Source organism: Ruegeria sp. CE9 (assembly GCF_056537425.1).
Genome location: NZ_JBQFRO010000002.1, coordinates 140,434 through 159,428, shown reverse-complemented (window position 1 = coordinate 159,428; position 18,995 = coordinate 140,434). Strand labels below are relative to the sequence as shown.

General features: G+C 58.3%; 24 protein-coding genes. 12 read left to right on the top strand and 12 right to left on the bottom strand.

Features of this window, described 5'->3' with window-relative positions; translation table 11 throughout:
- Positions 1-137: 137 nt before the first annotated feature.
- Entirely contained in the window at positions 138-518 is a 381-nt protein-coding gene (locus tag ACR0B3_RS05305; RefSeq protein WP_170685255.1) for a VOC family protein, read from the bottom strand.
- Between the two features lie 90 nt (positions 519-608).
- Here ACR0B3_RS05305 and soxR point away from each other — a divergent pair, with 90 nt between their 5' ends.
- The 4 genes from soxR (at position 609) to ACR0B3_RS05285 (ending at position 5,474) form a co-directional block, all read left to right on the top strand.
- Positions 609-1,064: a redox-sensitive transcriptional activator SoxR gene (gene soxR, locus ACR0B3_RS05300; protein WP_480808157.1), complete on the top strand. Its 456-nt coding sequence runs from the start codon at positions 609-611 to the stop codon at positions 1,062-1,064.
- 135 nt (positions 1,065-1,199) lie between these two features.
- Complete coding sequence (locus tag ACR0B3_RS05295) at positions 1,200-2,846, top strand: electron transfer flavoprotein-ubiquinone oxidoreductase (RefSeq protein ID WP_170685257.1); 1,647 nt, start codon at positions 1,200-1,202, stop codon at positions 2,844-2,846.
- Positions 2,847-2,950: 104 nt separating this feature from the next.
- Entirely contained in the window at positions 2,951-4,663 is a 1,713-nt protein-coding gene (locus ACR0B3_RS05290) for a tetratricopeptide repeat protein (protein ID WP_480808156.1), read from the top strand.
- Positions 4,653-5,474, top strand: coding sequence for a 4-(cytidine 5'-diphospho)-2-C-methyl-D-erythritol kinase (locus ACR0B3_RS05285; protein WP_480808155.1), 822 nt, complete (start codon positions 4,653-4,655; stop codon positions 5,472-5,474). The genes ACR0B3_RS05290 and ACR0B3_RS05285 overlap by 11 nt, the downstream gene beginning before the upstream one ends.
- Here ACR0B3_RS05285 and ACR0B3_RS05280 read toward each other — a convergent pair.
- Positions 5,467-6,465: a polyprenyl synthetase family protein gene (locus ACR0B3_RS05280; protein WP_480808154.1), complete on the bottom strand. Its 999-nt coding sequence runs from the start codon at positions 6,463-6,465 to the stop codon at positions 5,467-5,469. The two genes, ACR0B3_RS05285 and ACR0B3_RS05280, sit on opposite strands and share 8 nt — an antisense overlap.
- Before the next feature lie 56 nt (positions 6,466-6,521).
- Here ACR0B3_RS05280 and ACR0B3_RS05275 point away from each other — a divergent pair, with 56 nt between their 5' ends.
- The 3 genes from ACR0B3_RS05275 (at position 6,522) to ACR0B3_RS05265 (ending at position 7,790) form a co-directional block, all read left to right on the top strand.
- Positions 6,522-6,737 (top strand): putative signal transducing protein, encoded by a 216-nt coding sequence (locus tag ACR0B3_RS05275; protein WP_008755664.1) that lies wholly within the window; start codon positions 6,522-6,524, stop codon positions 6,735-6,737.
- Positions 6,734-7,501 carry a tRNA1(Val) (adenine(37)-N6)-methyltransferase gene (locus tag ACR0B3_RS05270; RefSeq protein WP_480808153.1) on the top strand — a complete coding sequence of 256 codons (768 nt, stop codon included), beginning with the start codon at positions 6,734-6,736 and terminating at the stop codon, positions 7,499-7,501. The genes ACR0B3_RS05275 and ACR0B3_RS05270 overlap by 4 nt, the downstream gene beginning before the upstream one ends.
- Before the next feature lie 124 nt (positions 7,502-7,625).
- Complete coding sequence (locus tag ACR0B3_RS05265) at positions 7,626-7,790, top strand: DUF465 domain-containing protein (RefSeq protein WP_170685262.1); 165 nt, start codon at positions 7,626-7,628, stop codon at positions 7,788-7,790.
- Here ACR0B3_RS05265 and yddG read toward each other — a convergent pair.
- Together yddG and ACR0B3_RS05255 are read right to left on the bottom strand one after the other, a co-directional pair.
- Positions 7,787-8,653 carry an aromatic amino acid exporter YddG gene (yddG, locus tag ACR0B3_RS05260; RefSeq protein ID WP_480808152.1) on the bottom strand — a complete coding sequence of 289 codons (867 nt, stop codon included), beginning with the start codon at positions 8,651-8,653 and terminating at the stop codon, positions 7,787-7,789. The genes ACR0B3_RS05265 and yddG overlap by 4 nt on opposite strands.
- Positions 8,650-9,597, bottom strand: a complete 948-nt coding sequence (locus tag ACR0B3_RS05255; RefSeq protein ID WP_170722175.1) for a transcriptional regulator GcvA — start codon at positions 9,595-9,597, stop codon at positions 8,650-8,652. Before ACR0B3_RS05255 ends, yddG begins: the two co-directional genes overlap by 4 nt.
- 72 nt (positions 9,598-9,669) lie before the next feature.
- On the opposite strand from ACR0B3_RS05255, the gene ACR0B3_RS05250 reads away from it, so the two are divergent.
- Positions 9,670-9,819: a hypothetical protein gene (locus ACR0B3_RS05250; protein ID WP_480808151.1), complete on the top strand. Its 150-nt coding sequence runs from the start codon at positions 9,670-9,672 to the stop codon at positions 9,817-9,819.
- 81 nt (positions 9,820-9,900) lie between these two features.
- Here the strand turns inward: ACR0B3_RS05250 and phbB are convergent, their stop codons facing one another.
- From phbB to ACR0B3_RS05210, 8 genes are all read right to left on the bottom strand, one after another.
- The gene (gene phbB, locus ACR0B3_RS05245) at positions 9,901-10,623 is read right to left on the bottom strand and encodes an acetoacetyl-CoA reductase (RefSeq protein WP_170685266.1); all 723 of its coding nucleotides are present in this window, start codon (positions 10,621-10,623) and stop codon (positions 9,901-9,903) included.
- A gap of 187 nt (positions 10,624-10,810) precedes the next feature.
- Positions 10,811-11,986 carry an acetyl-CoA C-acetyltransferase gene (locus tag ACR0B3_RS05240; RefSeq protein ID WP_480808150.1) on the bottom strand — a complete coding sequence of 392 codons (1,176 nt, stop codon included), beginning with the start codon at positions 11,984-11,986 and terminating at the stop codon, positions 10,811-10,813.
- 194 nt (positions 11,987-12,180) lie between these two features.
- The gene (locus ACR0B3_RS05235; RefSeq protein ID WP_480808149.1) at positions 12,181-13,014 is read right to left on the bottom strand and encodes an EAL domain-containing protein; all 834 of its coding nucleotides are present in this window, start codon (positions 13,012-13,014) and stop codon (positions 12,181-12,183) included.
- 111 nt (positions 13,015-13,125) lie between these two features.
- Entirely contained in the window at positions 13,126-13,314 is a 189-nt protein-coding gene (locus ACR0B3_RS05230) for a hypothetical protein (RefSeq protein WP_170685268.1), read from the bottom strand.
- A gap of 88 nt (positions 13,315-13,402) precedes the next feature.
- Positions 13,403-14,374: a sterol desaturase family protein gene (locus tag ACR0B3_RS05225; protein ID WP_170760294.1), complete on the bottom strand. Its 972-nt coding sequence runs from the start codon at positions 14,372-14,374 to the stop codon at positions 13,403-13,405.
- The gene (locus ACR0B3_RS05220) at positions 14,371-14,757 is read right to left on the bottom strand and encodes a hypothetical protein (protein ID WP_480808148.1); all 387 of its coding nucleotides are present in this window, start codon (positions 14,755-14,757) and stop codon (positions 14,371-14,373) included. The genes ACR0B3_RS05225 and ACR0B3_RS05220 overlap by 4 nt, the downstream gene beginning before the upstream one ends.
- A gap of 92 nt (positions 14,758-14,849) precedes the next feature.
- Positions 14,850-15,215 carry a hypothetical protein gene (locus ACR0B3_RS05215; protein ID WP_480808147.1) on the bottom strand — a complete coding sequence of 122 codons (366 nt, stop codon included), beginning with the start codon at positions 15,213-15,215 and terminating at the stop codon, positions 14,850-14,852.
- Positions 15,216-15,278: 63 nt separating this feature from the next.
- On the bottom strand, positions 15,279-15,845 hold the full coding sequence (locus ACR0B3_RS05210) for a TlpA disulfide reductase family protein (protein WP_480808146.1): 567 nt from the start codon (positions 15,843-15,845) through the stop codon (positions 15,279-15,281).
- 21 nt (positions 15,846-15,866) lie between these two features.
- Between ACR0B3_RS05210 and argH the strand changes: the two genes are divergently transcribed.
- From argH to lysA, 4 genes are all read left to right on the top strand, one after another.
- A complete protein-coding gene (gene argH, locus ACR0B3_RS05205; protein ID WP_480808145.1) occupies positions 15,867-17,255 on the top strand; it encodes an argininosuccinate lyase in 1,389 nt (462 codons plus the stop codon).
- On the top strand, positions 17,255-17,437 hold the full coding sequence (locus ACR0B3_RS05200) for an argininosuccinate lyase (protein ID WP_170722162.1): 183 nt from the start codon (positions 17,255-17,257) through the stop codon (positions 17,435-17,437). The genes argH and ACR0B3_RS05200 overlap by 1 nt, the downstream gene beginning before the upstream one ends.
- A 71-nt stretch (positions 17,438-17,508) precedes the next feature.
- A complete protein-coding gene (locus ACR0B3_RS05195) occupies positions 17,509-17,661 on the top strand; it encodes a hypothetical protein (RefSeq protein WP_480808144.1) in 153 nt (50 codons plus the stop codon).
- Positions 17,662-17,725: 64 nt separating this feature from the next.
- A complete protein-coding gene (lysA, locus tag ACR0B3_RS05190; RefSeq protein ID WP_480808143.1) occupies positions 17,726-18,991 on the top strand; it encodes a diaminopimelate decarboxylase in 1,266 nt (421 codons plus the stop codon).
- Positions 18,992-18,995 lie beyond the last annotated feature (4 nt).

The following is an 18,995-nucleotide window of genomic DNA, read 5'->3' as shown; positions in this document are numbered from 1 at the left end:
TGAATTGCAAGGGGGGAGGCGTGCCTTGTCAGTAAACTTGCAACTTAGTGCCACCGCCAGTAGGCGCGCGCCGATTGCGCTGCCCCAGAAGTTCGCCGCGTCGCCAGCGGCTGGCTTCATGCCCTAGCCACAACATCTCAATCATACTGAACCACCTCGAACTCGATGCCATTGTCATCGTTGAAATAGAACCGCTTGCCGGGCTCGTAATCCGCATGGTTGTGAGGTTCGAACCCCGCCTTGCGGACCCGTTCTTCGGTGGCGTCGATGTCTTCGACCAGCACGCCCACATGGTTCAGGCCACCCACGATGTCATAGCTGCTTTCGCCTGACGGCTGTGGATCGCTGGGCGCATAAAGCGCCAGATACGTGTGCGGTCCACCCACGTGCACCGTATAGCCACCCGCGATGGCCGGGCCTTCCCAGCGGGTTTGCCAGTCAAAGACTTTCTGCATCCACGCTGCGGATGCTTTTGGGTCGCGGACCGTGAAATTGGTGTGTTCTAACGTCGCCATCATGGGATCTCCTTCCGGTTTTTAGGCTTGTCCCGACTCACCGTAATTTCTAAACCTAACTTTAGGTCAAGAGATTATTTTTGGAGAGAGACCATGGCAGTTTCCGAAGGTCTGGCAATTGGGGCACTGGCGCGGCGCACCGGGTTGGCAGTCTCGGCCATTCGGTACTACGAAGCGCAGGGATTGATATCTCCATGGCGGAATGCTGGCGGGCAGCGACGATATCAGCGCGCGGATATCCGGCGGCTCAGTTTCGTGATGATTGCGCAGCAGTTTGGGTTGACCTTGCCAGAAATACGCGAAGTCTTGTCGGAATTGCCCGGAAACCGCACTCCGACCCCGCAGGACTGGAAAAGCATCAGTGAAGGGCTGCGCACCCGCTTGGACCAGCGAATCGATACGCTGAAGCGATTGCGCGACAATTTGGATGGGTGCATCGGTTGCGGCTGCCTGAGCCTGCCGAAATGTCGGCTTTACAACCCAGATGACCGGGCGAAATCGAATGGTAGCGGTCCCAGATACCTGATGGGCGACGCTCCCGAGGCATAACTGCCGCATTGCAGCAATGTTACGCCGTGTTTTGATTGACCAAGGTCTTTCAGTACATGTAATCACGCGTGAAACAAAATTGCGCAGACCATGCAGTGATAGCGCCAATTCGGAAAGATAGCTAAGGAGCCAACGATGGCCGAGATTGAACGCGAAGCAATGGAATACGATGTGGTTATCGTGGGCGCAGGTCCCGCGGGCCTGTCGGCGGCCATCCGACTGAAACAACTGGATGCCGACCTGAATGTCGTCGTTCTGGAAAAGGGCTCGGAAGTGGGTGCGCATATCCTGTCGGGTGCTGTGCTGGACCCGTGCGGTCTGGATGCGCTGATCCCGGATTGGAAGGAAAAAGGCGCGCCGCTGAACGTGCCGGTGCACGAAGACAACTTCTACATGCTGGGTGAGGCGGGCAAAATCCGCATCCCCAACTTCCCGATGCCGCCGCTGATGAACAACCACGGCAATTACATCGTCTCGATGGGCAATGTCTGCCGCTGGATGGCCGAGCAGGCCGAAGAGCTGGGCGTTGAAATCTTCCCCGGCATGGCCTGTTCCGAAATGGTCTATGGCGAGAATGGCGAAGTCAAAGGCGTTGTGGCCGGTGTCTTCGGTCTGGAGCCTGACGGGTCATACGGCCCCAACACAGAGCCGGGCATGGAGCTGCACGGCAAATACGTATTCCTGTCGGAAGGCGTTCGCGGCTCGTTGTCCAAAGAGGTCATCAACAAATACGACCTGTCTGCGGGTAAAGAACCGCAGAAATACGGCGTCGGCATGAAAGAGATCTGGGAGATCGATCCGGCCAAGCACAAGGAAGGCAGCGTCACCCACACGATGGGCTGGCCTTTGGGCAGCAATGCAGGTGGCGGATCGTTCATCTATCACCTTGAAAACAATCAGGTCTATGTCGGTTTCGTGGTCCACCTGAACTACAAGAATCCGCACCTGTACCCGTACATGGAATTCCAGCGCTTCAAGCATCACCCGATGGTGGCGGACTTGCTGAAAGGCGGCAAGCGCGTGGCTTACGGCGCGCGGGCCATCACCGAAGGCGGCTATCAGTCGATGCCGAAGCTGGTGGCTCCGGGCGTGGCGCTGTTGGGGTGTTCGGCAGGCATGGTCAACGTGCCGCGCATCAAGGGCAACCACAACGCGATGCTGTCGGGCAAGGCGGCGGCCGAGGCTGCGTTCGATGCCATCAAGGCCGAGCGTTCGGGCGATGAACTGACGGCCTATGAGACCGAAGTGCGTGACGGCGCCATCGGCAGCGACCTGAAGAAGGTGCGCAACGTCAAACCGATCTGGTCGAAGTGGGGCCTGACCGCATCGTTGATGCTAGGTGGTCTGGACATGTGGACCAACACGTTGGGCTTTTCGCTGTTTGGCACTGTGGGCCACGGCAAGAACGATGCTGAGTCGACCGAGGATGCCAGCAAGCACCAGCCGATCGACTATCCCAAACCCGATGGTGTTCTCTCATTCGATCGCCTGACCAACGTGTCCTTCGCGGCAACGAACCACGAAGAAAGCCAGCCCTGCCACCTGCGTCTGGCCGACCCCGAGATCCCGGTTAAGGTCAACCTGCCCAAGTTCGACGAACCGGCGCAGCGTTACTGCCCAGCAGGGGTCTACGAAATGGTCGAGGATGAAAACGGTCCGCGATTCGTAATCAACTTCCAGAACTGCGTGCACTGCAAGACCTGCGACATCAAAGATCCCAGTCAGAATATCACCTGGACCACGCCGCAAGGCGGCGACGGACCGAACTACCCCAATATGTAGGCAATAACCCGGGCACTGGCAGGGTCGTGAAGGCTCTGCCATTGCCTCTGGACCAGCAAAGCCCTAGCTTGTCGTTCAGTCAACGACAGCAAGGCAGATTATCAGTGGTTTCCCTGGTTCGACGCGCGGCTCTGGCCGTGATCCTCAGCACCTCCTTCGCGCTTCCGGCGGTTTCTGATACCGGATCGGGCTCGTATCTGGCCGGGCGTCAGGCCATTTACCAAAGCGACTACCCCGCTGCCGAGCGCTATTATACACGGGCTTTGCAAGCTGATCCCAGGAACCCGAAGCTGCTGGAGAATGTCGTCGTCGCCCGGCTGGCGCTGGGTCAGGTCGAGCGTGCGCTGTCCGTCGCGAAGGTCATTGAGGATAACGAACTGCCCAGCCAGGCGGCGCGCATGGTTATCGCGGCCAATCTGGTCGCAGAGGATAAGCTGGATGAATTTCTGGCGCGTGATCCAGAAACGCAGGGCATTGGTCCACTGGTTGATGGTTTGATGATCGCTTGGGCCCATATGGGTCAAGGCGCAATGACCAAGGCGATGGAGCAGTTTGATGTTGTTTCCACGCAGGACGGTCTGAAAGAATTTGCGCTTTTTCACAAAGCGATGGCTCTGGCCTCGGTCGGAGATTTCGAAGGTGCCGAGGCAATCCTTGCTGCTGATGATGGCGCGGTCGCCCGGTTCTCGCGCCGTGCTGCGTTGGCACATACCGAAGTGCTGTCGCAACTCGATCGCAATGATGAGGCGTTGGAGTTTCTTGAAAACGTCTTCGCAGCAGGCAGCGACCCGACCATCGAAGGATATGTCGAACGTCTGTCCGATGGCGAAACACTGCCGTTTACCCATGTCCGCTCGGCCCGGGATGGTATGGCCGAGGTGTTCTTTTCCGTTGGTGCCGCGCTGAGCGCTGAGGCCGCACAGGACTATGTTCTGCTCTATGCCCGCGCGGCGACCTTCTTGCGCCCCGATCATATCGACGCAATCCTGCTGAGCGCCGAGTTGCTGGATGGGCTGGAGCAATATGATTTGGCTGTTGATGTGTATCGTCAGGTTCCGCCGGACAGCAGCGACTACCACGCCGCCGAGCTTGGCCGTGCTGAGGTGCTGAGCCGTTCAGACAGGAAAGAAGCTGCCGCTGAAGTGCTGCAAAACCTTGCCGCGCAAAGCCCGGAATTGCCCGGCGTGCATGTGGCTTTGGCTGATCTGCGACGCCAGCAAGAAGACTATGCCGCCGCTGTCACGTCTTACGACACGGCGATTGGCCTGACCGAAGAAGGTTCAGGCAGCAATTGGTTCCTGCATTACGCCCGCGGGATTTCGCACGAACGCCTCAAGAACTGGGACGAGGCCGAGGCAGATTTTCGCCGCGCGCTCGAGCTGAATCCGGATCAACCGCAGGTGTTGAATTATCTGGGATATTCGCTGGTCGAACGCCAAGAAAAGCTGGACGAGGCGCTTGAGATGATCGAACGCGCCGTCGCCGCACGTCCGGACAGCGGGTATATCGTCGACAGTCTGGGCTGGGTTCTGTTCCGTCTCGGCCGCTATGACGAAGCGGTCGATCATATGGAACGCGCGGTTGAGCTGATGCCGGTTGATCCAGTTGTGAATGACCATCTGGGTGATGTCTATTGGGCTGTGGGCCGCGCCCGCGAGGCCGAGTTCCAGTGGAAACGTGCGCTCTCGTTCATTGATCCCGAAGATACGGATGGCGAGGCCGACCCCGAACGCATCCGCCGCAAGATCGAGGTTGGGCTGGACGCCGTTTTGCAGGAAGAAGGCGCCGAACCCCTGAAGGTGGCCAATGAAGGCTGAGGCATTTGCCCCCGCCAAGATCAACCTGACCCTGCACGTAACCGGCCAGCGAGACGATGGCTATCACCTGCTGGATTCGCTTGTTGCCTTCGCAGATGTCGGGGACAAGCTGACCTTTACGCGCGGCCATGATCTGTCCCTGTCGGTAAACGGCGAATTTTCCAAGGGCGTGCCCACCGACCAACGGAATCTTGTCTGGCAGGCGGCGGAGGCGATCGGCTGGGCCGGACATATCGAATTGACCAAAGCATTGCCCCACGGCGCGGGCATTGGTGGTGGCTCGTCCGACGCTGCAGCGACGTTGTGGGCATTGTCCGGTCAGGGGATCGATATCCCGGATGATCTGCCATTGTCATTGGGAGCCGATGTACCGGTTTGCATCAAAGCACAAGCAACTCGGATGCAGGGGATTGGTGAGCGACTTTCGCCGGTCCAATTGCCTCATCTGCCTGCCCTTCTTGTTAATCCTGGTGTGCCTGTGCCAACCGCGTCGGTCTTTCGCGCGATTGCAATGCGTGACAATGCACCCATGCCGGATCAGATCCCTGAATTTGAATCGCCCGAAGACTGTGCCGATTGGTTGGGTGATCAGCGCAACGATCTCGAAGTGCCGGCAATGGGCGTTGCACGAGAAATCGAATTTGCGCTGGACGAGCTCCGGCTGACCAATCGAGCAATGCTGGCCCGTATGTCGGGTTCAGGTTCAACCTGTTTCGCGCTCTATCCGACCATGAAGGCCGCTCATTTCGCAGCCTATGATATCGGAGCCGCACACCCAGAATGGTGGTGCCGCGCTGTGCAGCTTAGTTGAGGCGCGAAACGACGTAGTCGGCCAGATCACTGAGCAGAGTACGGATTTCATGATCTGGCAGCGCGGTCAGAGCGGACTTGGCCTTGGATGCCCATCCGAACGCATCCGCACGGGTGGCCTCTAGCGTTTGGTATTTGGCCATCAGCGATAGGGCATGATCCAGATCGCCCTCTTCCTGCCGGCCACGCCCGATTGTGCGCTCCCAGAACGCGTGCTCATCGGCAGTGGCCTGCGCCACGGCTTTGATCACCGGCAGGGTCAGTTTGCGCTCGCGGAAATCATCCCCGACATTCTTGCCGGTCGCTTTGCTGTCCCCTTGATAGTCCAGCAAATCGTCAGCGATCTGGAACGCTATTCCCAGCGCGTCGCCGTAATCATACAACGCCTTGACCTGCGCCTCAGATGCGCCCGCTATGACCCCCCCAACCTCGGTCGCAGCCGAGAACAACGCCGCCGTCTTGCCGCGTACGACCTGCAGATAGATGCCTTCGTCCGTGCCCAGATCGGTCGCCGCGGTCATTTGCAATACTTCACCTTCGGCAATGGTTGCCGAGGCGTTGGCCAGAATGTCCAGAACCCGCAATGATCCGGTTTCAACCATCAACTGGAAGCTACGGGAAAACAGGTAATCCCCAACAAGTACGCTGGATTTATTATCCCACAACAAGTTCGCCGTGGGCCGTCCCCGCCGCTGCCCGCTTTCGTCCACAACGTCGTCATGCAGCAGGGTAGCGGTGTGAATGAACTCAACCGTAGCCGCCAGCTTGACGTGATGGTCGCCGGAATAGCCAAACAGCTGCGCCGCTGCCAAAGTCAGCATCGGACGCAGGCGTTTGCCGCCCGCTTCAACCAGATGCGCTGTCACTTCAGGAATGCGAGGGGCATGTTCTGACGCCATGCGCGTCCGAATCAGAGTATTTACGGCTGCCATTTCGTCCGCCAGCATCTCTGCCAGACGCTCATGCGGTTTCGAGATCGTGCTGATGTTCATCACACTCCTGATACAAGGCTCGACATCCCACTCACCTTGCCCTTACATCCATCCCCATGAAAGAACTATTGCGCAGCACCGATCCGACAATCCTGGCTTTTGCAACCGCCCTTCTTGAAGGCGAGGATATAGACTGCTTTCAGATGGACGTAAATATGAGCATCCTCGAAGGCGGCATAGGAATCTTCCCGCGCCGTCTGATGGTGCGCGCCGATGATCTGACCCGTGCCGAACGGGTCATGCGCGACAACGAGATCCCGCTAGGGCGATGAGCAGTTTCTCCGACTGTGACCTGACCTGCAATGATTTTCTGGGTGGTCGGGTGCGCCTGTGGCAGCCGCGCTCAGGATATCGCGCAGGGGTCGATCCGGTTTTGCTGGCGGCTTGTGTCCCGGCACGCCAAGGCCAGACGGTGCTAGAACTGGGGTGTGGGGCAGGGGCTGCGATCCAGTGTCTGTTGGCACGCGTGCCTGATCTGCAGTCAACAGGGGTTGAACTACAGCCTGCCTATGCGGATCTGGCTCGCCGCAACGCGATCGAGAATGGCGAGATTAATGTGGTTGAGGCGGATTTGAACGCCCTGCCAGATGATCTGCGCCAAATGCAGTTTGATCATGTGATCGCCAACCCTCCGTACTATCGGGCAGGGGCGCATAGTCCGGCCAGTGATACGGGGCGGCGGATGGCGTTGGGTGAAAACACACCGCTGTCGGATTGGATCGATGTCGCTGCCCGACGTTTGGCACCGCGCGGTTACCTGCACATGATCCAGAAAGCCGACCGCCTGCCGGATATGCTGGCAGGATGTACGGGCCGGATAGGCTCGGTCGAAATACTGCCATTGTCACCGCGCAAAGATCGCGCCGCTGAGCTAGTGATCTTGCGCGCCAGAAAAGGCGGGCGCTCCGCATTCAGGCTGCATGCCCCCCTGGTTCTGCACACGGGTGATAGGCACGTCGAGGATGGCGAAAGCTATACTCCGCAGGTCTCTGCGGTCCTGCGCGATGGGGCGGATTTGACCGGGCTTTTTGCCTGATCGGCAATGACCAGCCGAATTTGTCGGATTTATTACAGATTCTGTGCGTCTGCAGCGTGACAGGCTGGAAATGATATGATCAACTTCCTAGGTGGATAGTATAACCCAACCAAGGAGGATCGCCATGAGCGTGAGCGCACATCTGACGGAGCTGAAGAAAAAACACGAAACTCTCGGTCTTGAAGTGGAAGAAGCCCAACGCTCGCCTGGCATCGACGATCTCCATATCGCGCAACTTAAAAAGCAAAAGCTGAAGCTGAAAGAAGAGATCGAGCGATTGTCGACTTAGGCTTTAAGACTGGCGCGGGCTGCAATGGCCGCGCCACCGGTGACTAACAAGGCCGCGATCGCCAAACCCCAGGACGGGGCGGCGATCCCGGCCAGAACCAAGATCAGCGTGGACAATAACGGTGCTGCATATGAGGCCGTGCCGAGAATTTGAATATCGCCACGCTTGACCCCGATATCCCAGACATAAAAGGCCAGTCCCACAGGCCCTAACCCCAATGCCAGGGTCGAGGCCCAGCTGACGGCGCCTTGCGGCCAGACCGTTTCTTCGACCGCGAAATGCAGCACCCACGAGGCGATTGCAGTCAATACGCAGAACACGGCGACCGAGCTTGTGGGCACGTCCCCCAACCTCCGCGACAGAACCGAGTAGCTTGACCAGGTCAGCGCGCATAACAGCGCCAACCCATAGCCGGGCAAGTGCTGAATCTGGAACCCTGCGCTGCCACCCCCGGTGATGATGACTGCGGCCCCGGCAAAGCCAAGGCATGCGCCGATCAGATGGCCGGGTTTCAGATGCTCACCGGGTAGCAGGCCCGACAGCAATACAATCAGCAAAGGCCAGAGATAGGCGATCAACCCGGCCTCCGCTGCAGGGGCCATTCGCAGGGCCGAGAAATAGAGCGCGTGATAGCCAAAAAGCCCAATAGCGCCAAACAGATAGGTCGTCCAGGCGACTTTGCGCAATTGCCCCAGACTACCGCTTGTCATGGTCCAGATCAGACCCAAAGTGCCGCCAATCGTAAAGCAAATCGCGTTCAGCAACAGGGGCGGTGTCGGGGTTGATCCGACTGTAAACAAGGCCAGCAATGACCAAAGCAATACGGCGATAAAACCGATTGCCGTCGCACCCATTTTGCTCATTCTGAGGCCACTTTCTCGACAGGGATAATTTCGAATTCATCCGATATGTGAGCGGTTTTTTCAATCTCGGAAATGAACCAGTCGCGAAAGGCTGCGATCTGGGGCCGTGTCTCCGCGCCCTGCAGGCATAGAAAACGGAACCGTCCGGCGGTTTCCAGCGCGACTTTGAAGGGCGCGACCAGGCGTCCCTCGGTCAGATCCTTCAGGATCATTGCACGCCGCCCCAGCACGACACCAACTCCGGCCACGGCTGCGTCGATGGCGTGATCGGCATTCGAAAAATGCGCCCCGTGTGTTGGCGTGAAATCCAATCCGATTGCCCGAAACCACGCTGGCCAGTCGCAGCGCGGCTTTAGAAAATTGATCGAGTCATCATGAATTAAAGGTGCCTCACGCAGTGCTTCAGGCGTTGGGAATTGTTCCGCCAGTTCAGGCGTCATCACCGGTGTTAGCCATTCCCTGCGGACGGGAACGGAATAAAGACCCTCATCCGGCCCGTAGCCAAAGCGGATCGCCACATCCACGTCATCGCGCTCAAGGTCCATGTTGCGCAATGTGGCTGAGAATTTCAGATCAATGCCGGGGTTTGCCCGGGCAAATTCGTACAGTCGCGGAGCTAGCCATTTCGCCGTCAAGGCAGGGCCAGCGGTAACCGTCAAGCTCGTTTCGTCCTGCAAGCGCCGCGTCGCCTGCCACGCAGCTTGCAAGGCGGCAAAACCATCAGCCGTTCCAGGTGCCAGTGTGCGCCCGGCTTCGGTCAGTTCAACGGCACGGTTGAGGCGGCGAAATAGTGGGTGCCCCAGATGCTCTTCCAGCGATTTGATCTGAAAAGACAGGGCCGCCGGCGTCACGTTCAGCTCATCCGCCGCCTTGGCAAATGACATGTGTCGCGCAGCGGCATCAAAGGCACGCAAAGCAGTGAGTGGAGGCAGGCGGTCTGACATTTCGATTAAGATTTTCTGAACTGAAGCGGCGAAAACTCTCGTTTGTGCAGTTTAAAATCAAAGGCCATGTTGATGGCAAGACAAATTCACCTTGATAGAGAGGGCATCAACATGATCGAGATGACATCAAACCCGGCCATCCAAAACGCCATTCACCGTGCCCATGAAGAGCGCAGCAAGGTCGTTGTAGCGTTCTGGTCCTGGTTATTCGGTTCCCGCTGATCGCAGCGCGCGCGATCTTACGGGATAAAAGAAGGGCCGGTCTTTGGTGGACCGGCCCGTTTTTGTTTCAATGGCTCTGGTTCAGACGAAAAACTGCGCCCCGTTGGCCGAAATGGTCGAGCCGTTGATGAACTGCGAATCATCCGACGCCAGGAAGGCCACGCAGCGCGCGATTTCTTCCGGCTCACCCAGACGACCGGCCGGGATCTGGCCGATGATCGATTCACGGACCTTTTCCGGCACCGCCATCACCATCTCGGTGGCGATGTAACCCGGGCAGATTGCGTTGGCGGTGATACCGGCCCGTGCGCCCTCTTGCGCAAGTGACTTCACGATCCCCAGATCGCCAGCTTTGGTGGCGGCATAGTTGACCTGCGCAAACTGACCCTTCTGACCGTTGATCGAGCTGATCACGATGATGCGGCCAAACTTGCGCTCGCGCATTCCCGGCCATACCGGATGGACGGTGTTGAACACGCCAGTCAGGTTGGTGTCGATCACCTGATGCCACTGCTCGGGCGTCATCTTGTGGAACGGCGCGTCGCGGGTGATGCCCGCGTTGGCGACCACGATATCGATCGGGCCGACCTCGGCTTCAACCTTCTCGATACCCGCTTTGGATTCGTCGTAATCCGCAACATTCCATTTGTAGGTCTTGATACCGGTTTCTTCGGTGAATTTTGCGGCGGCTTCGTCATTGCCTGCATAAGTGGCGGCAACATTGTATCCTTCGGCCTTCAGCGCCTTGGAAATTGCTGCGCCGATGCCGCGGGAACCGCCGGTTACGAGTGCTGTACGTGCCATTTAGGACTCCTCCAAATATAGTCGTCTTGGTAATTCTGTTACTCTGAGATATGTAGATGCGCAATATCGTTTCGCGATCGATTTTGTCTTTCTGTCCGGCGATAGTGTCGCATCCAAGGGATATGATCCGATTGTAACAAAAAAGGGCGCCTCATGGACGCCCTTTTCTATTGAGTTGTCAACGCACTCAGTCGCGCTCCACGCACAGGGCGACGCCCATGCCGCCACCGATGCAAAGGGTCGCCAGACCCTTCTTCGCGTCGCGGCGTTTCATTTCGAACAAAAGGGTGTTCAAAACTCGGCAACCGGATGCGCCGATCGGGTGACCGATGGCAATCGCGCCGCCATTGACGTTCACGATCGACGGGTCCCAGCCCATGTCCTTGTTGACTGCGCAGGCCTGCGCTGCGAAGGCTTCGTTGGCTTCGACCAGATCAAGATCGTCAACCGACCAGCCAGCTTTTTCCAACGCCTTGCGCGAGGCGTAGATCGGACCGACGCCCATGATCGACGGGTCCAGACCGGCAGTCGCGTAGGATGCGATGCGGGCCAGAGGCTCAATCCCGCGCTTTGCGGCGTTCTCGGCCGACATCAGCAGGGTGGCTGCGGCACCGTCGTTCAGGCCCGAGGCGTTGGCCGCCGTCACTGAGCCATCCTTGGTGAAGGCTGGGCGCAATTTGGCCATTGCCTCCATCGTTGCGCCGTGGCGGATGTATTCGTCCTTGTCCATCACGATGTCGCCCTTGCGGGTCTTGATGGTGAACGGCACAATCTCATCTGCGAATTTGCCCGCGTTTTGGGCCGCTTCGGCCTTGTTCTGCGAGGCAACGGCGAACTCATCCTGCATGTCACGGCTGATCTGCCATTTCTCGGCAACATTCTCGGCGGTCTGACCCATGTGATAGCCGTTGAAGGCATCCCACAGACCATCGCGGATCATCGTGTCGATGTATTTCATGTCACCCATCTTGTGACCGGCACGCAGGGCGGCGGCGTGGGGCGACAGAGTCATGTTTTCTTGTCCACCGGCGGCAACGATGTCGGCATCGCCCAACTGGATGTGCTGAGCGCCCAAAGCGACAGCACGCAGTCCCGATCCGCAGACCTGGTTGATGCCCCATGCGGCGCTTTCCTGCGGCAGACCCGCGTTGATATGTGCCTGACGGGCGGGGTTCTGGCCCTGAGCGGCGGTCAGAACTTGACCCATGATGGTTTCGCTTACCTCGCCCTTGTCGATCCCGGCGCGTTCTACAACGGCTTCAAGGACGGCAGCGCCCAGATCATGTGCGGGGGTGTTCGCAAACGAACCGCTAAAGCTACCGACGCCCGTACGTGCGGCGGATGCGATTACTACGTTGGTCATTCAGTCAATCCTTTACCGTCATGGTCTTGTGGGAAATCTGACGGCGCAGGTCACGGAGAAGCAATCTCCAAAAGCAAGAGCGCCTCGTGATCCCCCGCTCCAGCATCTTCTGCAATACCGCAATGCTGCATCTGCAGCAACGGACAGCTTGTCTCAGAGTAGGCAGCGGCGGAGTTTCGCGTGGTCACTTGTAATCAACTGCCCGTTTTTGCGACCTTTTCCCGGCTCCATGGCGGAGTGACCGATGGGGCGCCGTATAGATACCCCTGTAGGCAATCGACCCCATTGGCGATCAGAAAATTGGCATCCTCGGTACTTTCAACCGATTCGGCTGTGACCAGCATTTCAAATTCGCGCGCTGCGGCGATCAATGCCCGCACCAGTGCCTGATTGTCAGGGCTGCTGCTGATACCGCGAATGAACTGCCCGTCAATCTTGGCGGCATCAAACAGAAACTCGCGGAAATGGCGAAAGCCAAAGTTACTGGCCCCGAAATCATCCAGTGCAAAGGCAATGCCACGGGCCTGTTGGCGATCCATGAAATCGACCACAAGCTCGGGCACCTGCATGGCTGATCCTTCGGAAATCTCCAGGATCAGCCTCTCGCCCAGACTCGCATCTTTCTTCAGGAACCGGTCCAGTACACGTGACCAACTGGCATATCCGATCGATCGGGCCGACATGTTGATGGACAAGCGAATGCCTGGATTTCGGATCAGCGTGCGCAGGCCCATCTCAAGCGCGATACAATCCAGATCCCGGCCGATGGGCGTGTTTTCGACCTGCGGCATGAACTCGCGCGCGGGGATAACCCGGCCGGTTTCGTCCAAAACCCGGATGAACCCTTCATAAAACGCGATGCCTTGCGGGGGGTGCGCTTGAATCACGGGTTGAAAGGCCAGCCTGCATTGCTTGTGTTTCACCGCCTCAGTCGCCATTTGCAGCACCGATCGATCCCGAGCGTTTATTGCGGCGCTCAGCGGGTCATCCGATCCCTCGGGCAGGTCTGCGCGTTTCCTGTTTCCCATGATGTTCCGAATCCCTGATCCCGATGATGTGGGTCAGAAATCAGTTTCGGCGAAAGCAGGTAAAACTGGGGTTAACGGATGCAGGATTAATGTGGACGTTCGAACAGAAACTTAATGCGTTGATTGCCAGGCGTGACGAAGCGTGGCTGCGGCCCCAACAAGTGCCCCGAAAAGCCCAAGTGTTGCCATGACGAAACCCAGCGCAAGCAATGTTGGCGCAGCTCCGTTCAGTGCGGCGGTCATGGTTACGACCAGTCCCAGCAAGCCCGTGACTGTCGAAATTTTCAGAAGCTTTGGCATGTGACCCCCGGAAACCGATAACTTAAATCATCCCCCGGATATGGAGCCCCTGTGCCAAAATTCAAGCAGATAAAAGGTCTTTTTGAGACTAGGTCTGTTTTGCCGCAGGGGCGGAATGTTCCGCATCAAACCGCTCAAACCCGGGCGTGCCACGATCTTCGGGATGGCGGGTCAGATGCTTGGCCTTGATCTGCTCGGAATTGTCTCGACTGCCATCATGGCTATAGCCCGGAGGCGCGAAACAATAGGCCAGACGCTGGCGCATACTCAGCCCGGGCTGAGTGGCGTCGTTCCAAATTCCGACCCACTCATGAAAGGCCACGCGCAGCGGGTTGAAGGTGCCGATATTGTGAACCAGACCGTAGTCGACCTTATCGTCCTCTTGCTCGGGAACAAACGTGCCGAACCACTTGTCCCAAATGATGAAGACCCCGGCGTAATTGCAATCCAGATAACGCGCATTTCGCCCGTGATGGGCACGGTGGTGGCTGGGCGTGTTCATCACCGCCTCGAACCAGCGAGGCATTTTCCCAATGGCCTCGGTGTGGATCCAGAACTGGTAGATCAGATTCAGGCCTCCCACAAACAGCACCATAGCCGGATGAAATCCCAGCAAAATCAACGGAGCGCGCACCACCATCATGAAGGTAAAGGTGTAGGTCCAGGTCTGCCGCAGCGCCGTAGTCAGGTTATAGTGTTGCGAGCTGTGGTGGTTCACATGACTGGCCCAGACCCAGCGGATGCGGTGCCCGAAACGGTGCACCCAGTAATAGCGCAGATCATCCAGAATAAAGCACAGGATGATAACCGGAATCGAAGTCCCCAGGTTCAACGGCGTGATCTGCCACAGCCACATGAAGAACGCATAGGCGATGAAGCCCAGCAGAAAGCCCGAGGCGATATTGCCCGCCCCCATGATCAGCGAGGTCACCGCATCGCGCGTCTCATACCGCCCGCCCCGGCCTTTGACGGCGATCCACAGGAACTCGGCCAGAATGGCTGCGATGAAGAAGGGCACGGCCCATTGCACCGCGTCGGGAAAACTCACGTGATCGGTCATGCGGGATCCATCAGATATTGCCAGTGGCGGCGCTCGGTTTCGTCTAGATGCAGGATCACACGCGGAGTGCCGAATTCGTGAAACTGAACCTCGATCCCTTCCGGGTGGTCGATCCGATCGAAATCCAGCAGATGCCGCGCCACGGTATCAGCCCCAAATGACCAGAGCAGCCCGGCGCCGGTCTCGGTTCGCACAAGGGCGGCGTGGCCGTCATGCGCCACCGTCACGTCGATGACGGTATCGTCTGGGAAATGCCGCAGCCACTCCGAGCGGGCGCTGTTGGGTGTTAACTGACGCAGGCGCGATTTGCCTGTCACATGCAGCAGCAATGTGATCCCGGCGATACCGCCCACTACCAGAATCAACAGAATCTCGAGCGGCATTCCATCCTCCTACAGGCAAACTGTAGGGGCGGCGATGTGCTGTCAAAGGTGGCGTGGCGTCAGCCGCGCCACTTGCAAAGTGACTAAGGCCGCTATTCGATCCTATAGATCGTCGTGCTGCCCTTGCCTTTTTCGCGCGTCATCCGGGCCGAATTGCCGTCGACTTCAAATACCTGACAATCGGTGCCCAGTGCCTTACCATCCAAAACGCCATTGCGGCACCAGAACCTTTTGTTCCAAACCCAGCTCCCGCTGAACTTCTTTCCACTGACCAACTTGGCCGAGATCGTTCCGTCCGGGTTGGCGACAAATACATTGCCTTGCTCATCGACCAGTTTTTTCCCGGCCAATTGTGCATTGAACTGATCGGCGGTTTTAACGCGCTTGAAGTCCGCCTGCGCCGCCCCAGCAATGGTAAATGCGGCTGTAATTGCAATGAGAAATATTGAACGTGTCATAATTGACCCCCTGGTTAAATGCCGGTGAGCCTATCATGATTCGTTGATTTTAAGGCGAAATTCTCAGCTTTCACCATTGACGAGAGCCGAGATAATCGCCTTCGCGCTATCCGAGTTCCACTCGGCATCGCCAATCAGGCGTGCAATTTCCCTGCCTTCCGGGTCCAGGATGACCGTGATAGGCAGCGCAATCACGCCAAATTCGCGCGCGGCGGTCTGTTTGGGGTCCTGATGGCGCGGCAGGTTTGCGATGCCGTTCTCGTCAAAGAACTTCTTGATCCCGGCAGGGGTGTTGCGTCCCGTCGCCAGGGTCAGCACCTCGAACTTGTTACCGCCAAACTCTTCCTGCAACTCCGCGATCTGCGGCATCTCTTTGCGGCAAGGCGCGCACCAGGTGGCCCAGAAGTTCACAAGCACGTATTTGCCCGCATAATCCTCGAGCGTGCCGACACCGCCATCATCTTCCAACTGGAACTCGATCGTTTTCGCCTCTTTCGGTTCCTTGTGCAGGATCAGCCGTTTCAGCGTGCCGTCGCGCAATGGGGCGAGGGTCTCGGCATCCGTTGCCAAAGCGGCGTTTGCACCCAGCGCGAGGGCCATATAAAGGGGGATCAGACGTAACAGGCGCATATCAACTCCGGGTTTTCTTTCATGACCGATCAATCTTCGAACCAGATGTGGGGCGGCCGCTTTGCCGCCGGTCCAGACGCGATCATGGAGGCGATCAATGCCTCGATCGGGTTCGATCAGCGGATGGCAGCCCAGGACATTGCAGGCTCGCGCGCCCATGCCGCCATGTTGGCTGCCACAGGCGTTATAACTGATAGTGATGCGCAGGCCATTCGGGAAGGGCTGCTCACCGTTTTGTCAGAAATCCAGAACGGAGAATTTCAGTTTTCCACCGCGCTGGAAGACATCCACATGAATGTCGAAGCGCGCCTGAAAGAGGTGATCGGTGAACCTGCAGGCCGGTTGCACACAGGCCGAAGCCGGAATGATCAGGTCGCGACCGATTTCAAACTTTGGGTGCGTGATCAGTTCGATGCGGTGGAAACCGGCCTTCTGGCCCTGATCCGCGCACTTCTGGCGCAGGCTGAGGCCGGAGCGGATTGGGTCATGCCCGGTTTCACCCATCTGCAAACCGCGCAGCCGGTAACATGGGGCCACCACATGATGGCTTATGTTGAGATGTTTGGCCGTGATCTTTCCCGCGTCCGCGATGCACGTGCTCGGATGAATGAATCCCCGCTTGGCGCAGCCGCACTGGCCGGAACCTCCTTCCCGATCGACCGCCACATGACGGCTGAGGCGCTGGGCTTCGACCGCCCAGCTGCCAACTCGCTGGATGCCGTCAGTGACCGCGATTTCGCGCTTGAGTTCCTGTCAACGGCTTCGATCTGTGCCGTCCACTTGTCGCGCTTTGCTGAGGAATTGGTGATCTGGTCCTCGGCCCAGTTCCGCTTTGTGACGCTGTCCGATCGGTTCTCGACCGGCTCATCGATCATGCCGCAAAAGAAGAACCCCGATGCCGCCGAACTAATCCGTGCCAAGGTGGGTCGGATTTACGGGGCCAACACCGCGTTGATGATGGTGATGAAGGGCTTGCCGCTGGCCTATTCCAAGGACATGCAGGAAGACAAGGAACAGGTCTTTGACGCCGCCGACAACTGGATGCTGGCGCTGGCCGCGATGGAGGGCATGGTCAAGGACATGACAGCCAATCGTGACAGCCTTGCCGCGGCAGCGGGTTCCGGGTTCTCGACGGCGACCGACCTGGCTGACTGGCTAGTCCGCGTGCTGGGCTTGCCGTTCCGCGATGCGCACCACGTCACTGGATCTCTGGTGGCCATGGCTGAAACCAAAGGCTGCGACCTGCCCGATCTGACGCTCGAAGACATGCAATCGGTCCACGCGGACATCACCGATGACGTCTATTCTGTTCTTACCGTCGAAAATTCGGTAAACTCGCGCCAATCTTATGGTGGCACGGCACCCGATCAGGTGCGGGCCCAGATCAAGCGGTGGAAGGCGCTGGTGTGATGCGAATGATACGTGTGGTGCTGTTGATTGCTGCCGGGGCAGCCTTGGCTGGCTGCGGTGCAGATGGCGAACCGATCCAGCCCACAATGAGCGCCAGCGTGGGCGTCGGCAGCAGTGGCACCTATGGCGGCGTTGGGCTTGGCCTCAGACGCGGTGGATTGGGCGTGTATCTGGGGCTCTGACGTCCAGCGATTGCAATTTGCCGAATGCGCCCCATCTGCCACCTACACGTTTCAATGAAATGAGAACACGTATGAGACCTGTCGGCCTGATCCTTTGCTTTGCCCTGCTTGCGGCCTGCGACCCATCGGGCCCACCACGAGCAGAGCCGTCAACGTCAACCAGCAGCGGCTCGGGCATCTCGGTGTCCGGCTATGGCCGGGTCGGAATCTCAACACGCAGATGACACGGGTCAGCGAACTGCTCGGAATCCATTGATCCGCAGGCCGCTTTTGGTCTAAGCGCGCGGTATGGATCATTTTCTCTACCGCGACGGCGCGCTTTACGCCGAGGATGTCCCAATCTCCGAAATCGCTGCCGCGGTCGGGACCCCGTTCTATGTCTATTCGACAGCGACGCTGCAACGGCATTTCAAGCTGTTTGATGACGCGCTGGAAGGCACCGATCACCTTGTCTGTTATGCGATGAAAGCGGCCAGCAATCAGGCGATCCTGAAGACGCTGGCGCAGGCGGGCGCGGGTATGGATGTGGTCTCGGGTGGGGAATATATGCGTGCCAAAGCGGCAGGGGTGCCGGGTGAAAAGATCGTCTTTTCGGGCGTCGGTAAAACAGCGGATGAGATTCGTATTGCCCTGACCGGTGGCATCCGCCAGTTCAACGTCGAATCTGAACCCGAGATGCAGGTGATCAATGCGGTCGCAATGCAATTGGGCGTCATCGCGCCGATCACCGTTCGGGTGAACCCGGACGTGGACGCCAAGACCCACGCAAAGATCGCCACCGGCAAGTCCGAGAACAAATTCGGCATCCCGATCTCGCGCGCATCCGAAGTCTATGCGCTGGCCGCCAGCCTGCCGGGGCTGGAGGTCATTGGGATCGATGTCCATATCGGCTCACAACTCACCGAGCTGGAACCGTTTGAACTGGCCTACAACAAGGTCGCCGAACTGACCGAGCGTCTGCGCGCCGAGGGTCACACGATCCGCCGCCTCGATCTGGGTGGTGGTTTGGGCATCCCCTATACCCGCTCGAACGACGCGCCGCCGCTGCCGGTCGAATATGGCGCGATGATCAAGAAAACACTGGGCCATCTGGGCTGCGAGATCGAAATCGAACCGGGCCGCCTGATCGCTGGCAATGCGGGTCTGATGGTGTCCAAGGTTATCTATGTCAAATCCGGCGAAGACCGCGATTTCCTGATCCTCGACGGTGCGATGAACGATCTGATCCGCCCCGCGATGTACGAGGCGCATCATGACATTGTTGCAGTGCAGGAACCTGCGCCCGGTGTGGAACAACGCCCTTATGACATCGTCGGCCCGGTTTGCGAGTCCGGCGATACCTTTGCCAAACAACGCAACATGCCGCCCTTGGAATCAGGTGATCTGATCGCCTTCCGCAGTGCGGGTGCCTATGGCGCCGTCATGTCGAGCGAATACAATACACGGCCCCTGATCCCCGAAGTTCTGGTGAATGGGGATCAATTTGCCGTAATTCGTGAACGCCCAAGCTTTGACGAAATCATAAACCGCGATACCATACCTTTGTGGCTCTGACGCG

Excerpts from the sequence above, each read along its gene's own strand:
- yddG (WP_480808152.1), bottom strand. The coding sequence starts at position 8,653 with ATGAGCAAAATGGGTGCGACGGCAATCGGTTTTATCGCCGTATTGCTT.
- ACR0B3_RS05235 (WP_480808149.1), bottom strand. The coding sequence starts at position 13,014 with ATGGGAAACAGGAAACGCGCAGACCTGCCCGAGGGATCGGATGACCCG.
- ACR0B3_RS05265 (WP_170685262.1), top strand. The coding sequence starts at position 7,626 with ATGAGCGTGAGCGCACATCTGACGGAGCTGAAGAAAAAACACGAAACT.
- ACR0B3_RS05275 (WP_008755664.1), top strand. The coding sequence starts at position 6,522 with ATGAAAGAACTATTGCGCAGCACCGATCCGACAATCCTGGCTTTTGCA.
- argH (WP_480808145.1), top strand. The coding sequence starts at position 15,867 with ATGACCGATCAATCTTCGAACCAGATGTGGGGCGGCCGCTTTGCCGCC.
- ACR0B3_RS05255 (WP_170722175.1), bottom strand. The coding sequence starts at position 9,597 with ATGTCAGACCGCCTGCCTCCACTCACTGCTTTGCGTGCCTTTGATGCC.
- ACR0B3_RS05230 (WP_170685268.1), bottom strand. The coding sequence starts at position 13,314 with ATGCCAAAGCTTCTGAAAATTTCGACAGTCACGGGCTTGCTGGGACTG.
- ACR0B3_RS05250 (WP_480808151.1), top strand. The coding sequence starts at position 9,670 with ATGGCAAGACAAATTCACCTTGATAGAGAGGGCATCAACATGATCGAG.
- ACR0B3_RS05285 (WP_480808155.1), top strand. The coding sequence starts at position 4,653 with ATGAAGGCTGAGGCATTTGCCCCCGCCAAGATCAACCTGACCCTGCAC.
- ACR0B3_RS05270 (WP_480808153.1), top strand. The coding sequence starts at position 6,734 with ATGAGCAGTTTCTCCGACTGTGACCTGACCTGCAATGATTTTCTGGGT.
- ACR0B3_RS05220 (WP_480808148.1), bottom strand. The coding sequence starts at position 14,757 with ATGCCGCTCGAGATTCTGTTGATTCTGGTAGTGGGCGGTATCGCCGGG.
- lysA (WP_480808143.1), top strand. The coding sequence starts at position 17,726 with ATGGATCATTTTCTCTACCGCGACGGCGCGCTTTACGCCGAGGATGTC.
- ACR0B3_RS05225 (WP_170760294.1), bottom strand. The coding sequence starts at position 14,374 with ATGACCGATCACGTGAGTTTTCCCGACGCGGTGCAATGGGCCGTGCCC.
- ACR0B3_RS05210 (WP_480808146.1), bottom strand. The coding sequence starts at position 15,845 with ATGCGCCTGTTACGTCTGATCCCCCTTTATATGGCCCTCGCGCTGGGT.
- phbB (WP_170685266.1), bottom strand. The coding sequence starts at position 10,623 with ATGGCACGTACAGCACTCGTAACCGGCGGTTCCCGCGGCATCGGCGCA.
- ACR0B3_RS05295 (WP_170685257.1), top strand. The coding sequence starts at position 1,200 with ATGGCCGAGATTGAACGCGAAGCAATGGAATACGATGTGGTTATCGTG.
- soxR (WP_480808157.1), top strand. The coding sequence starts at position 609 with ATGGCAGTTTCCGAAGGTCTGGCAATTGGGGCACTGGCGCGGCGCACC.
- ACR0B3_RS05240 (WP_480808150.1), bottom strand. The coding sequence starts at position 11,986 with ATGACCAACGTAGTAATCGCATCCGCCGCACGTACGGGCGTCGGTAGC.
- ACR0B3_RS05215 (WP_480808147.1), bottom strand. The coding sequence starts at position 15,215 with ATGACACGTTCAATATTTCTCATTGCAATTACAGCCGCATTTACCATT.
- ACR0B3_RS05305 (WP_170685255.1), bottom strand. The coding sequence starts at position 518 with ATGATGGCGACGTTAGAACACACCAATTTCACGGTCCGCGACCCAAAA.
- ACR0B3_RS05195 (WP_480808144.1), top strand. The coding sequence starts at position 17,509 with ATGAGACCTGTCGGCCTGATCCTTTGCTTTGCCCTGCTTGCGGCCTGC.
- ACR0B3_RS05200 (WP_170722162.1), top strand. The coding sequence starts at position 17,255 with ATGCGAATGATACGTGTGGTGCTGTTGATTGCTGCCGGGGCAGCCTTG.
- ACR0B3_RS05280 (WP_480808154.1), bottom strand. The coding sequence starts at position 6,465 with ATGAACATCAGCACGATCTCGAAACCGCATGAGCGTCTGGCAGAGATG.